The 13,598-nt window shown below is 60.0% G+C and carries 10 protein-coding genes; 7 read left to right on the forward strand and 3 right to left on the reverse strand.

Annotated elements, in window-relative coordinates; translation table 11 throughout:
- The first annotated feature begins 31 nt into the window (after positions 1-31).
- Positions 32-955: a phenylacetic acid degradation operon negative regulatory protein PaaX gene (gene paaX / locus JOY50_RS11965; protein WP_192902505.1), complete on the forward strand. Its 924-nt coding sequence runs from the start codon at positions 32-34 to the stop codon at positions 953-955.
- 36 nt (positions 956-991) lie between these two features.
- Here the strand turns inward: paaX and potE are convergent, their stop codons facing one another.
- On the reverse strand, positions 992-2,305 hold the full coding sequence (potE, locus tag JOY50_RS11970) for a putrescine-ornithine antiporter (protein ID WP_132845534.1): 1,314 nt from the start codon (positions 2,303-2,305) through the stop codon (positions 992-994).
- Positions 2,306-2,691: 386 nt separating this feature from the next.
- Between potE and JOY50_RS11975 the strand changes: the two genes are divergently transcribed.
- The 5 genes from JOY50_RS11975 (at position 2,692) to JOY50_RS11995 (ending at position 8,199) form a co-directional block, all read left to right on the forward strand.
- The gene (locus JOY50_RS11975) at positions 2,692-3,036 is read left to right on the forward strand and encodes a helix-turn-helix domain-containing protein (RefSeq protein ID WP_026034383.1); all 345 of its coding nucleotides are present in this window, start codon (positions 2,692-2,694) and stop codon (positions 3,034-3,036) included.
- A complete protein-coding gene (locus tag JOY50_RS11980; RefSeq protein ID WP_132845536.1) occupies positions 3,036-4,250 on the forward strand; it encodes a type II toxin-antitoxin system HipA family toxin in 1,215 nt (404 codons plus the stop codon). Before JOY50_RS11975 ends, JOY50_RS11980 begins: the two co-directional genes overlap by 1 nt.
- A 77-nt stretch (positions 4,251-4,327) precedes the next feature.
- Complete coding sequence (locus tag JOY50_RS11985) at positions 4,328-4,849, forward strand: RNA polymerase sigma factor (RefSeq protein WP_132845814.1); 522 nt, start codon at positions 4,328-4,330, stop codon at positions 4,847-4,849.
- Positions 4,846-5,694: a FecR family protein gene (locus tag JOY50_RS11990; RefSeq protein WP_096426069.1), complete on the forward strand. Its 849-nt coding sequence runs from the start codon at positions 4,846-4,848 to the stop codon at positions 5,692-5,694. The genes JOY50_RS11985 and JOY50_RS11990 overlap by 4 nt, the downstream gene beginning before the upstream one ends.
- Before the next feature lie 114 nt (positions 5,695-5,808).
- The gene (locus tag JOY50_RS11995) at positions 5,809-8,199 is read left to right on the forward strand and encodes a TonB-dependent receptor (RefSeq protein WP_243055300.1); all 2,391 of its coding nucleotides are present in this window, start codon (positions 5,809-5,811) and stop codon (positions 8,197-8,199) included.
- 211 nt (positions 8,200-8,410) lie between these two features.
- Here the strand turns inward: JOY50_RS11995 and nhaA are convergent, their stop codons facing one another.
- Positions 8,411-9,742 carry a Na+/H+ antiporter NhaA gene (gene nhaA, locus JOY50_RS12000; RefSeq protein ID WP_243055209.1) on the reverse strand — a complete coding sequence of 444 codons (1,332 nt, stop codon included), beginning with the start codon at positions 9,740-9,742 and terminating at the stop codon, positions 8,411-8,413.
- 270 nt (positions 9,743-10,012) lie between these two features.
- On the opposite strand from nhaA, the gene JOY50_RS12005 reads away from it, so the two are divergent.
- On the forward strand, positions 10,013-11,986 hold the full coding sequence (locus JOY50_RS12005) for a choline BCCT transporter BetT (protein ID WP_243055210.1): 1,974 nt from the start codon (positions 10,013-10,015) through the stop codon (positions 11,984-11,986).
- A 70-nt stretch (positions 11,987-12,056) separates the two neighbouring features.
- On the opposite strand, the gene JOY50_RS12010 is transcribed toward JOY50_RS12005, so the two are convergent.
- Positions 12,057-13,580 (reverse strand): TolC family protein, encoded by a 1,524-nt coding sequence (locus JOY50_RS12010; protein ID WP_243055211.1) that lies wholly within the window; start codon positions 13,578-13,580, stop codon positions 12,057-12,059.
- Positions 13,581-13,598: the final 18 nt, after the last annotated feature.

Below are 13,598 nucleotides of genomic sequence, written 5' to 3' on the forward strand. Positions count from 1 at the left end.
AGTCGGTGCTTTATCCGCGCACAGTTCGCCCATGAGCAATCTTGCCCCACTGAACAACCTGATCACTCGCTTTCAGGAGCAGACGCCAATCCGCGCCAGCTCCCTGATCATCACCTTGTACGGCGATGCCATCGAACCCCACGGCGGGACCGTCTGGCTGGGTAGCCTGATCAACCTGCTGGAGCCGATGGGTATCAACGAGCGGTTGATCCGCACGTCGATCTTTCGCCTGACCAAGGAAGGCTGGCTGACCGCCGAAAAAGTCGGCCGGCGCAGCTATTACAGCCTCACCGGCACGGGCCGGCGCCGTTTCGAAAAAGCCTTCAAGCGCGTTTACAGTGCGAGCCTGCCAGCCTGGGACGGCGCCTGGACGCTGGTGTTGCTGTCGCAGCTGGAGGCCAGCAAGCGCAAGGCCGTGCGCGAAGAACTGGAGTGGCAGGGCTACGGCGCCATCGCCCCGAACGTACTCGGCTGCCCGCGCGCTGATCGTGCCGACCTGGCGACCACCTTGCGCGAGCTGGACGCCACTGACGAAAGCATCGTCTTCGAAACCCACACCCAGGAAGTACTGGCCTCCAAGGCCATGCGCGCCCAGGTGCGGGAGAGCTGGCGGATCGAGGAACTGGGCGAGCACTACAGCGAATTCATCCGCTTGTTCCGGCCGCTGTGGCAGGCGCTCAAGGAGCAGAAGGAGCTCGATGCCCAGGACTGCTTCCTGGCGCGGACCTTGTTGATCCACGAGTACCGCCGGCTGCTGCTGCGTGACCCGCAGTTGCCGGATGAGCTGCTGCCTGGGGACTGGGAAGGCAGGGCTGCTCGCCAGTTGTGCCGTAACCTCTATCGGCTGGTGTGGGACAAGGCGGAAGCGTGGCTGGGGACCGCGCTGGAGACGGCGGATGGGCCACTGCCGGATGTCAACGAGAGCTTCTACAAGCGGTTTGGTGGTTTGGGCTGAAGCCGGCGATATCAAAACACGTCGGCAAAGCCGCCATTACCCCGGCGAGTAGACAAACCGCTTGGCGAGAAACCCGTACAGCAGATAACCAAAGGCAAGCACCAGCAACCCACCAAACAATGCTTCCATGCCGCACGCATACAAGGCATACAACGAATAGCCCACTGCAATCAGCAGCACGATCAAATTGCGCGAGTACACTGCCGGTGACACTTGCGCCTTGTACATGATCACCAATAGCCCGGTCAGCGCTGTCACATAGGGGATCAGGTTGGTCACAGCAGCAAGGTTCACCAGTTTGCTGAACTGTGCACTGGCATTGGGTGAAATGGTCGACACGGCCATTGCAGTCTGCAACAGGCCGCAGACGATCATGCCAATGACCGGCGCCCCAAACCTGTTGAGCTTGCCAAACAGCTTGAGAAAAAGGTTCTGGTCGGCGGTCATCTTGGCGGTCTGAGCCAGGGTGAACTGCCAGCCTAACAGTGAGCCAATACAGGCCATGACTGCCAAGGCCATGACAATATTACCCACCAGCGGGCTGAACATCTTCGCGTAGACCAAGGCGAACGGCGCTGACGCGCTGGCCAGCTCCGGGTTGGGGATGATGCCCTGGATGACCGTGGTCGAGAGCACGTAGACCACGGCCGCCCCCAGGGTGCCGAACAGGCACGCCAGCGGCACATCGCGCTTGGGGTTCTCGACCGCATCAGACGCCTGGGCTGCCGACTCCATGCCGAGAAAGGCCCACAGGGTCAGCGGTATGGCCTTGCCAATGGCTTCGGAAAGCGGCAACGCGTTGGGGTTCCAGGCAGCCTGGAGCAGGTCGGGGTTGAACCAGAACCAGCCGATGATGCTCAATCCCGCAACGGGAATGATCACACCCCAGACCGTGATCGCGCCGATCTTTCCCGTGATGTGCGCGCCGCCAAAGTTGGCGACGATGGTCAGCCAGATCAGCCCCACGGTGCCGGCGAAGAGCGGCAGGGCACCGGTACCCAGCCAGGGCACGAATGCAGTCATGTAACCCACTGCGGAGATCGCCACCGCCACGTTGGCGATCGCCAGTGAAAGAAAATACAGGTAGGAGCAGAGAAAGAAGCCTGATTTGGCGTGAGCTTCTTCGGTATAGGCCGACAAGCCGCCAGAGCGCGTGCAGAAGATCCCGCACTGGGCAAAACAGTAGGCAATGGCCATCGAACCGATCGCGGTAAAGGCCCATGACAACAGTGACACCGCGCCCAGTTGCGCCATGTTGGTCGGCAGCATGATGATGCCCGACCCCATCATGTTGACCGTCACCAGCGTGGTAAGCCCCATCAGGCTCATCTTCTTGCTTGAATCCGTCATCGCAAACTCCCTTTCAAGGCTTGCTGGCTGCGGGTGTTCTGGCTTGGCAGGGCCGCACACCTCGCGCGCCCTTGGCCAGAAGCATGAACACCAAGGTGGCCGCCGCCTAATAGCCGGCGGCACTGCGCAGAAAGCGCACGCTGTATGCCTGGCGTGTTTCCTTGACCACCAGGCGCAGGTTCTCTGCTGCCAGCGTAGTCGGGTTTCTCGCCTGCCCGCATCGCGCCCACGGGTAACCACCAAGTAACAACCCATACATAAGGTTAACCCTAACGATCTTTATTCGACTTAAGGTTTATCGTTGTGAGTTTTATGTTGATCGTAATAAATCTTAAAGCGTGCTATGGTTTGCCTTATAGCAATTAATATTAATGCTGGTGGTCTTTATGGATGACTTTTTTCCCGTCGCCTGCGCCGATACCCTCAGTAAAATAGGGCTTCTGGTCAAGGCAAAGCGTTTGTCGCTCGGTTTACGCCAAACAGACCTCACGGTAGCAATCGGCGTCTCCGCGCATAACCTTCGCAAGATCGAAGGCGGCTCCGCGCGCGTGGACCTGCGTTCCTTCATGCTGGTGTTATGGCGCCTGGGTATCAGCGACACGGTCTTCGCCTCGCTGGAAGGCATTGAAAAAACCTCCCAGATCACCCGTTTCAGTGAGGACGACGACGCCCACCAGCGCCTCGCATCCCGCCGCGTGCGGCTGGCAAAACCCAAGCCCGAGGAATTTTGATGTCCCGTGCCTACATCTATATGGAGCACCCCGAGACGGCTGAGGTCATCACCCTTGGCCGGCTGACCCTAAAAGGCAAGGTCGGTGAGTTCCTCTATGCGCCTGACCATGTGGCGCGAGGTGGCTGGGTTCCCGACCCGATCAATTACCCCCTGCGTGCCGAGCCCTATACGGGGATCGCCAAGAATCGCGGCATACCCGGCTTCATCAATGACGCCATGCCTGATGGCTGGGGTGAGCGGCTGCTGCATCGGGCGTACGGCCAGGAACTGGGCACCCTCGATTTCTTGCTCAAGTCACCGAACAACGACCGCGTCGGCAACCTGATGGCCGGCGGCGCAACCACCCCCGCACCTGGCCTGGGCGATGGTGCGGTACCCACCTTGAAAGGCCTGGCGAAATTCGTCGCCGCGTGCGAAGCGGTGTACGACGGCCAGCTCGACGCCGAGTCGGTGGCAACCCTCAACGTACGCCAGCAGCGTTCCGCCCTGGGCGGCGCGCGCCCAAAACGTACGCTGCAGGACAACGGTATGCTGATTCTGGCCAAGCCCCGTGATCGCTACGACCACTACGACCTGCCCTCGATCGAATATGCCTGCATGACCTTTGCAGCAGGGCAGGGCTTGAACGTGGCAAAAACCGCGCTGCATGCCGAAAACCCTTCAACCTTGCTGATCGAGCGCTTCGACCGCACGCCGATTGCGCAGGGCGCCCGGCGCATTCCCATGCTCAGCGCATTGACCCTGCTGGACTCGGAATGGAACGGCGCACACCATCGGGATTGGCGCTACGCCGCGGTAGCCGATGAAATGCGCCGGCGGGGTGTGCCCGACGCTGATCTGCAGGAGCTGTTCAAGCGCATGTGCTACAACGCCCTGGTGGGGAACTCTGACGACCATCCACGCAACCATGCGGTGATCTGGGTGGCCGGCGGGTGGCGTCTGTCACCGATGTACGACGTACTGCCGATGCTCGAAGAAGGGCCGGCCCAAACCTTGGCCATGGCTGTTGGCCGTGAAGGCCGCCAGATCAGCCGCGCAAACCTGCTCAGTCACCACGCTCACTTCGCCCTGACGCGGGAGCAGGCCGAGCAGCTACTGGAAGAAGTGGCGGGGTGGGAGCAGGCGTTGAAGGCGCATTACCAGCAGTTGCTTGCGGGGGAAGATTTGCGCATGGCGTGTGAGGCGGCGAGTGCGGTGCGGATGCTCAGCTGAGCGAGCGTCTTTCGCTTTTAAATGACATGTATTCCCATTTATACTTGCATCTCATTTCCTCTCTGTTCAACGCTATCGTGCAGGCAGATCCTCCAAAGCCATCATTGCTCGCCACCCTGATCGGTCATTACGACGACTTGGTCGACCATGTGCGCCGGCGCTTCGGTGAACGGGTCTTCGCGCGTGAAGTCGTTCATGACCTTTGCGTGCAGTTGCTGGAAGATGACGAGCGAGAAGGGGTACGGCAGCCCTTGGCGCTATTACGCAAGATCGCCCATGACAATGCGGTTTCGCATTGTCGTCGCGAGCGCCGGCGGGGCAACGTGATCATTACACTGGCCGAGCTCCCTGAAGTAGCCTGCAGTGCAGCACCACAGGAGCGCCAGGTCGATGCCGCGAAGACACTGGACAAGTTGGTTGCCGCCATTTCCCGATTGCCTCCTCGCTGCCAGGCAGTATTCATCATGCACAAGTTGCACCAGATACCGCAGGCCGAGGTCGCAGAGCGCCTGGGCATTTCCCTGAAAACGGTAGAAAAGCATTTGCGCCTTGGTATGATCGCTTGCCGTGAATATCTGCAAAGCGAGGGGGCACCGTGAGCCGTCTACGCGATAAAGACGATGCCGCAGTCGATGATGCGCTGGCCACGTGTCGCGAGGACTTGAAGCTGCGTTTCCCGCTACCCAGCCCGCCACCTGCCAGAAAGCCTCGCAAAAGCACCAAGGCAGTCTCGTTGCTGGTGTTGGCCCTGGTGGCAGGTGCTGTGTGGCAGAACCCTGCGTACCGCAACGAGCACTATGTCACCCAGGTCGGGCAACGCCAGTCGGTGCAGTTGGCCGATGGCAGCCAGATCAAGCTGGACGGTGGCAGCGAGGTGCGCGTGAGCTGGCATTTGCGTAGTCGGAACATTGAGTTGGTACGGGGCCAGGCACTGTTCGCCGTTTCGCCAATGCTGTATCGGCCGTTTCTGGTCGATGCAGGGACCGCCGCTATACGTGTGGTCGGCACCCGATTCAACGTCAATAGATACTCGGATGATGTCCGGGTGACTGTTGCGCAAGGCCAGGTGGAAGTCAAAGGGCGCGCATTGGACCGTACCTCGCAGCTGCTGGCCGGGCAGCAGTTGCTCGTCCACAACGGCATCCCCGCTGACGTGGTCAAGAGCAGTGTCGAAGACGCGATTGCATGGCAGCAAAGCCGATGGGTGTTCGAAGGCACACCACTGGTTGAGGTCGTTGCCGCACTGCAACGTTACTACGCCCAGCCGGTCGAGCTGGTGGGGCCTGAAGTAGGGCGCTTGCCGGTTTCAGGAGTTTTCAACAGCGACCAAGCCGAAACCTTGCTGGCGCTGCTGCCTGAAATTCTTCCGGTAAAGGTCACCAGGGAAGGCGCAAACCTGCGCATTCACCCCAAAGGGGCAAAAAATAATTCGCCAACGAGGTAGGGTTGCGACCGCTGGGAGGCGGCTATCACTCTGTACCCCATCTCTTGGAGAATAAAAGTGAGTCAGCTCTTCCTGCGTGCACCTTGGCACGTATCGGTCTTGACCAGCACCCTGATGGTCAGCCAATGGTCGCACGCACAAGCGTCGGTGGTGGTTGAATTCAATGTTCCCGCATCAACACTGGAGCGCTCGTTGAATGCCGTGGCTCGCCAGGCGGGCACCCAGGTGCTGTTTTCCAGTGAACTGACTGCGGGTAAGCAGGCGCCGGCGCTGCAAGGGCGTTACACACTGGAGCAGGCGCTGGAGCATGTGCTTGAGCACAGCGGGCTGGTCGGCAAGGCGCGTGACGAGCGTACCTTCATTGTTGTGCCGCCAAGCGATGCCATGATGGGCAGCGGGCTGACCTCAACCAGCAGTACGGTGGAGCTGGCCAACGTGGAGATCACGTCCTCTCGGCTTTCCAGCAACGTGGTAGCGCAGGCTCGCCAGGTAAATGTCATCGAGCGAGAGCAACTGAAGCAACTGCGGCAAGGCTCTGATGGTTTGGCGACGTTACTGGCCAAGAGTATCCCGGGGATGGCCGATTCAAGCCGAACCATCACCGATTATGGGCAAACCCTGCGTGGCCGTACGATGCTGGTCCTGGTCGATGGCGTGCCCCTCAACACCAACCGTGACTCCTCGCGTAACCTGGCCAACATCGACCCGGCATTGATCGAGCGCATCGAGGTGATTCGCGGCAGCAGTGCTATCTACGGGGCCGGTGCAACGGGCGGGATCATCTCTATCACCACGCGGCCAGCCGGCGGTGAAGCAATGGCCGAAACTACGTTGACCGGCGTGTCGCCCTTGAGCCAGATGGACAGCGATGGCCTGGGAGGGCAGTTACAGCACCATGTTGCCGGCTCACAAGGGGCCTTGGATTACGCGCTTGATTTCGGTGCACGCCATATCGGCGCCTCTTACGACGCCAAAGGGCATCGTATTGCGCCCGAGCCGAGCCAAGGCGACCTGTTTGATTCCAACACTTACAACATTGGCGGCAAGTTCGGCTGGCGCATTGATGAGCAGCAGCGCGTTCAGCTTTCGCTGAGCCACTACAACGCCGAGCAGGACAGTGACTATACCGCCGACCCCTCGGTCAGCCGGTTGCCGCCGGGTTCAGCCCCTGCGCAACCGTTGTCCGGGTTGTCACTCGACGAGCAAAACCAGATCAAGAACACATTGGTGAATCTTCAGTATGCCCACACAGAGGTGCTAGGAGGCACACTCGACGCCCAGCTTTACTATCGCGACTATTTCACCCGCTTCACACCATTCGATGCGCGAGGCGTGGCCACACGCGGGCGCAATGTCGATCAAGTCATGCAAAACAGTGAAGTCTTTGGTAGCCGCATCACGCTGCGAACCCCGTTAGGCGGCTCGGATACCGAGTTGTTATGGGGTGGCGACTTCAACCAGGAGCGCAGTGACATGCCCATCGATATCTTCGACCCGCGGGAATTCGATGCGAGCGGTGGGGCGGTGTTCAACAAGATCGGCAAGTTGACGTACATGCCAGACCTGACGTCCCGCAGCGTAGGCGCATTTGCACAGTTGCAGCACCGCTTCACCGAGCAGTGGTCAATGGAGGGCGGCGTGCGTTATGAATATGCCACTGCTAAATACGGGGACTTCGTGCCGCTGTCCGAATCGACTGCAGCGAGCCCAGCCACGGTGGAAGGCGGCAAGGTGCATTACGATGCGCTGCTCTCCAATATCAGCCTGACTTACTCGCCGGTCAGCGGACAGGCGATATATGCCGCCTTCAGCCAAGGCTTCCAACTGCCCGACATTGGCGTGCAACTGCGTAATGCGCGGCGGGGCTTCGAGGTCGGATCTTCCAATCTGGAACCGGTCAAGACCAACAACTACGAACTTGGCTGGCGCGGCGACCTGGGCGAGCAGACCCTGGCATCGCTGGCCATTTTCTATACCACTTCCAAATTGGGGGATGTGCAAAGCTTCAACAATGGCCTGATCCTCACGCGCACCCAGGAACGGATCTACGGTGTTGAGGGCAGTGCCGACTGGCTGACCCGCGACGAGCATTGGGGGGCAGGGGGGAGCTTCACCTGGATGAAAGGGCGCGAGCAACCGGACGGAGGCGATTGGCAAGACATGACGGGCTACCGTATTCCACCGCTGAAGCTGACGGCTTATCTTCAATACAAACCTGACGAAGACTGGACCCACCGCGTGCAGGCGACTTACTTTGGCGCAGAGGACTACCGCCTCAATGGCGTAGAGAGTTTTGGCAGACGCAGGGTGGAGGGTTACACCACGGTGGACGTCATCAGCCAGTACCAACTGAGTGAAGGGGATCAGATCAGCGTAGGCGTACAGAACCTGTTCAATCGGTACTATTATCCGCTCTATAGCCAACTGATGCGGAACAGCAACAACACCAGCCACTTACCAGCGCCCGGTGCCGTAATCACAGCGAGTTATACCCACCGATGGTGATCGTGCAGGCCATGTTCAGCACGGCTTGAATATAACTAAACTAAATAGTCAGAGATAGGATCTATTCCGTGTACTAAGTGCCCAAGCTTAGTAACCATCGGACTTCAGCCGCTACAGATGGTTAGTATATGTACTAACCATCTGTACTGTGCTTGAAGATACGCTCGCTATCACCAGCGGCATGGCAAGACTACCAAACCAAGTCGTGCCTTCAGGATCTGCGTACTCGCCAGGCGCCCCAAGCCAGGCCAACGGCAGCGGCGATCACCGACGCCGACAACACGCCCAGCTTTGCCGCGCCCAGGGTGGCCGGTTCCACGAAGGCCAGGTTGGCAATGAAGATCGACATGGTGAAGCCGATACCGGCCAGTAGGCCGATCAAGGTGATGCTGCTCCAGTTGACCCCGGCCGGCAGCGAGCACCAGCCCAGGTTCACCATCAACCAGCTGACGCCCACGATGCCCAGTGGCTTGCCGAGCACCAGAGCCAGCGCGACAGCGATCATTACCCACTGCTGCGCCTGCGTACCGAGGTCGATCCCCGCCAGGCTGACGCCGGCATTGGCCAGCGCGAACACCGGCATGATCCCGTAGGCGACCCAAGGATGCAGCGCGCCTTGAACGCGGACCACCGGCGGCACCAGCTCGCGCTGGGCCAGCCGCAAGCTCTTGAGGGGGCTGATCAGTTCGCTGGCGTCGCGCTCTGGCGCCTTGGCACGTCCCAACAGTTCCTGGGTGAACCGGGTTACTGCATCGAGTGGGCGCTCACGCATGGGCATGGCGGCTACGGGCGTCATCAGCCCCAGCACCACGCCGGCCAAGGTAGGGTGCGCGCCGGTCATCAGCACGCCGACCCAGGTAACGGCCCCTGGAATGACATAAGCGTAAGCTGACCCCACGCCGATCCGCTGCAGTCCTACCACCATCAGTAGCCCGATGGCGGCAACGCCGAAGCCGCTGTAATCGAGGCCTCCGGAGTAGAAGAACGCAATGATGAGTACGGCGATGATGTCGTCGATGATCGCCAGTGCCAGCAGGAACACCCGTACGTTGGACGGAATGGACTTGCCCAGCAGCGCCAGTACGCCGACTGCGAATGCGATGTCGGTCGCCGTAGGCACCGCCCAGCCCTGTTGCTCATTGGGCGCATGACCGAAGCCCAGGTACACCAGCGCAGGCACTACCACACCACCAATGGCCGCCGCCATCGGCAAGGAAGCTTGGCGCAGACTGGAGAGGGCGCCCTCGTGAATTTCCCGGCGGATCTCCATGCCAACCACCAGGAAGAAAATGGTCATGAGCCCGTCGTTGATCCAGAAGTGCAGCGATTGGGAAAATTGCAGTGAGCCCACGCCGAACATGATGGGGGTGTGCCACAGGGCTTCGTAGCTTGACGCGGCAGATGAATTGGCCCAGATCAGGGCGCAGGTGGCGGCGACCAGCAGCACTACGCCGCTGACGGCTTCGATGTGCAGGAAACGCTCTAAATTGGCGAAGGCGCGCTCGGCAATTTGCTGGGCGCGGGGCACTTGGGTTTTTTGCATGGGCGCAAGAACTCCCGCATGGCGGCCCGACCTGCGTTGTTCTTTTAACCTGCTTTACTGCCCCAAGCAGCTAGCACCCGCGCAGAAGTCTATCGTAATCCTGGCGAGCATTGGGTGGTAAAACCTTGCCAAGTGTTTCAAAAACCGCTGACAACGTATTGATATGTAGAATTTTCTGGAACTGGTGCTACGGATTTACACTCTTCAGAGCTACTGGGCGTAATCCGTTCGCCTTACCGTGTTACCCGTCAGGCGAGGAGAAATGCTGCAATGTCTGCAGAGCCGAAACGCAGTAGTACCTTGAACCCGCCCGTCTTTTATACAAGCGCGATTCTGATATTTTTACTGGTGTTGTATGCCACGGCGTTCGAGGAACACGCCCAGGCACTGTTCGAGAGCGTCCAGCAATGGATCATTACCAATGCCAGCTGGTTTTACATTCTGGCCGTGGCGCTGGTGCTGATCAGCGTGGTGTTTCTGGCCGTCAGCCGTTACGGCGATATCAAGCTGGGCCCGGACCACAGCGAACCGGATTACCCCAACAAGAGCTGGTTCGCCATGTTGTTCTCGGCGGGCATGGGCATTGGCCTGATGTTCTTTGGCGTCGCCGAACCGGTGATGCACTTTACCGCACCCCCGGTGGGTGACCCTGGAACAGTGGCTGCTGCCCGCGAAGCCATGAACATCACGTTTTTTCATTGGGGGCTGCACGCCTGGGCGATCTATGCCATGGTCGCGTTGATTCTGGCGTATTTCAGTTTCCGCAACGGCTTGCCGCTGACGCTGAGATCGGCGCTCTATCCGTTGATAGGTGAGCGGATCTACGGGCCGATCGGGCATGCCGTCGATATCTTCGCCATCCTCGGTACGGTTTTCGGTGTTGCCACTTCCCTGGGCTACGGCGTCCTGCAGATCAACAGTGGTTTCCATCATGTGTTCGGGCTGCCGATCAATACGACGGTGCAGGTGATCCTGATTACCGTGACCTGCGCTCTGGCTACCCTGTCGGTCGCCAGTGGCCTGGATAAGGGCATCCGCATTCTCTCCGAACTCAACCTGGGCCTTGCAGTAGTGCTGATGTTGTTTGTGCTGATCCTGGGCCCCACTGTGTTCCTGCTTCAGGCCTACGTGCAGAATACCGGCGCCTACCTGTCGGACATCGTCTCCAAGACGTTCAACCTCTTCGCCTACGAGCCCACAGACTGGATTGGTGGCTGGACGCTGCTGTATTGGGGGTGGTGGTTATCCTGGTCGCCCTTTGTGGGCTTGTTCATCGCCCGAATCTCTCGTGGGCGCACCATTCGCCAGTTCGTCTGCGGCGTGCTGTTCGTGCCCGCCGGTTTCACCCTGTTGTGGATGACGGTGTTCGGCGACTCAGCCATCCACATGATCCTCAATGAGGGTGTACAGGATCTGGCGACGGTGGTCGGGAAGGACAGCTCGCTCGCGTTGTTTGCCTTCCTCGAACACTTCCCGTGGTCGACTGTCGTGTCGTTGATCGCGGTGTTGATGGTGGTGGTGTTCTTTGTCACTTCGGCTGACTCTGGTGCGTTGGTCGTGGATATGCTGGCGTCTTCGGGCCAAGGTCATTCGCCACTATGGCAGCGGATTTTCTGGTCGGTGAGCATTGGCGCGGTGGCCATCGCGCTGTTGCTGGCAAACGGGCTCAAGGCGTTGCAAACCGCCACGATTGCCAGCGCTCTGCCGTTCGCGATGATTTTGCTGATCGCCATCTGGGGCTTGTTCAAGGCGCTCGGCCTGGATGCGACACGCCGGGGCTTGCGCAATCAGGCACTGCCTGGCCCGCGCCATGATCGCCATTCCCATGGCGGCTGGCAGCGTCGGCTGCGAAACATCGCCATGATGCCGCGCCGGGCGCATGTGTCGCGATTCATTGCCGAAGTGGTCAAGCCGGCCTGTGAGGAAGTGGCTCAGGAGCTGCGCAAGCAAGGTTACGATGTAACCGTGGAAGAACGCGAAGATGGCCGCGTAGCACTGGAGCTGTCTCATGCGGGCGAAGGGCGATTCAAGTATGAAGTGCGCCCACGCGCGTTCAACACCCCCAGCTTCGTCATGCGCGATACCGAAGACGGCAGTGATGCGCGCAAGTACTTCCGTGCCGAGGTATACCTGCGCGAGGGGGGGCAGGATTACGACATCATGGGCTGGAGCCGAAATGACGTGATCGGCGACATCCTGGATCAGTATGAGCGGCATCTGCACTATTTACATGTGGTGAGTTGAACCAGCAGCCGTAGTCGCTTTGGCGACTCGCGGCTTGTTCAGGTAGTCGCCCTGAAATCAGGTCGTCCGCTCAGCGTTCGGCTTGCTGTTGCCCTCCTGCCAGCAAGCTGTCCCGGCTCTGTTGTTCAACCGTGCGCTCAATGTCGCGTGCCAGCGTTTTCACATCGTGCTGGGCGATTTCCTTGGGCATCACGGCGAAGCCGATCGAGTTGTATAGCCTTCCCCAGGCCGCCTGGGCATCTGAATAGGCGGCCTCACGTTGGTAGCGCGACAACAGCATTCGGCCCTCCGCGCGAATCAGCTCCAGTTCACTCCCCAGCGCGGCGTTGCGTGAGGACTGCGCGTAGTTGAGCAGGCTTTGGTCCACGCGCAGGCTTTCGTCGGCAAACGCCACTTCCTGTCGCGCCAGCTGGTAGCGCAGCACACCGACCCGCACTTGTGTCAGGATTGCCATCGACAGTGCGGTGCGACGCATGTCGTCAGTCTTTTCCTGGCTTTGTTGCGCCGCAGAGATGTCCGGGTACTGCAGCAGCCGCAGCAGGTTCATGGAGACATTGATGCCGGTCTGGTTCCAGTCGCTGTTGTACAGGTACTTGTTGGAGTCGTACTCGTACCCGAAGTTGAAACTCACATTTGGCCACAGCTGTGCCTTGGCGATTTTCAGGTCATTCATGCTGACTCGCTTGCGGTACCACTCTTCCATGATTTCCGGGCGGTGCTCCAGCGACAGGCGCTCCAACTGTTCGACGTTGCCGGTCAACAGTGGCAGCGGCTGTTCGCTGTTATCGGCCAGTACCATGCGGGTGTTGGGCGGCAGGGACATCAGCGCGGCCAGCTCGGCACGGGCAAATTCCAGGTCCTGGCGGCGCACGGTGAGCATGTACACCGAATCGAGCAGGGCGCGCTGGTAGGCGAGGATGTCCTGGCGCGGCAGCAGGCCTTTGCCTTCGGCTTCACGGGCTGAGGTCAGGGCGCGGTGGGTGCGCATCAGCAGGCCGTCCACCTCGGGCAGCAGGCGCTGTGCGCCAAGGGCACGCCAGTAGGCATTGCGTACGTCCTGCAGCACGTTCTGCGCGACCTTTTCGCGGCGCTCTTCGGCCATCAGCATCTGGTCATTCTTCTGCTGGGTACGGAAGTAGGCGACACCGAAGTCCAGCAGGCTCCAGGACAGGCCGAGGCTGTACAGGGTGCGATAGCGTTCTTCCGAGGTGGACGGGCGCAAGCTTACCTGGCGGTCTTCGATACCGATCGAGGTGCCGCCGGAGTCGTTATTGCGCCCGGCATAACCGGCAGAGGCCACCAGCCGCGGCAGCATCTCGTGGCTGGACACGTCACGCAGGTCGGAGGCCAGCGCGCTTTCCAGCAGCTTCAGGCGGTAGTCGAGGTTGTACTTGAGGGCTCGCGCCGAGGCTTCATAAAAGGTGATCGGCCCGTTGACCGGCTCCTGCTCCTTGTACATTCGCGCTTGGTCTTCGATTACCCGCTGACGCATTTCGTCTTCGGTGTAAGGCTTGGGCTCGAAGGCCGAACAGGCACTGAGCAGCACACTGACGGCAGTGAAGGTGCTCAGGCTTTTCAATGTCGAAACTGGCATAGGCAGTCCTTGTTCAAT

The organism is Pseudomonas sp. BP01 (assembly GCF_022760795.1).
In the GTDB taxonomy this organism is placed as follows: domain Bacteria; phylum Pseudomonadota; class Gammaproteobacteria; order Pseudomonadales; family Pseudomonadaceae; genus Aquipseudomonas; species Aquipseudomonas putida_Q.

Bases quoted from the DNA above. Each gene is read 5' to 3' on its own strand.
- JOY50_RS11975 (WP_026034383.1), top strand. From the start codon at position 2,692: ATGGATGACTTTTTTCCCGTCGCCTGCGCCGATACCCTCAGTAAAATA.
- paaX (WP_192902505.1), top strand. From the start codon at position 32: ATGAGCAATCTTGCCCCACTGAACAACCTGATCACTCGCTTTCAGGAG.
- JOY50_RS11995 (WP_243055300.1), top strand. From the start codon at position 5,809: ATGGTCAGCCAATGGTCGCACGCACAAGCGTCGGTGGTGGTTGAATTC.
- JOY50_RS11980 (WP_132845536.1), top strand. From the start codon at position 3,036: ATGTCCCGTGCCTACATCTATATGGAGCACCCCGAGACGGCTGAGGTC.
- JOY50_RS12010 (WP_243055211.1), bottom strand. From the start codon at position 13,580: ATGCCAGTTTCGACATTGAAAAGCCTGAGCACCTTCACTGCCGTCAGT.
- nhaA (WP_243055209.1), bottom strand. From the start codon at position 9,742: ATGCAAAAAACCCAAGTGCCCCGCGCCCAGCAAATTGCCGAGCGCGCC.
- potE (WP_132845534.1), bottom strand. From the start codon at position 2,305: ATGACGGATTCAAGCAAGAAGATGAGCCTGATGGGGCTTACCACGCTG.
- JOY50_RS12005 (WP_243055210.1), top strand. From the start codon at position 10,013: ATGTCTGCAGAGCCGAAACGCAGTAGTACCTTGAACCCGCCCGTCTTT.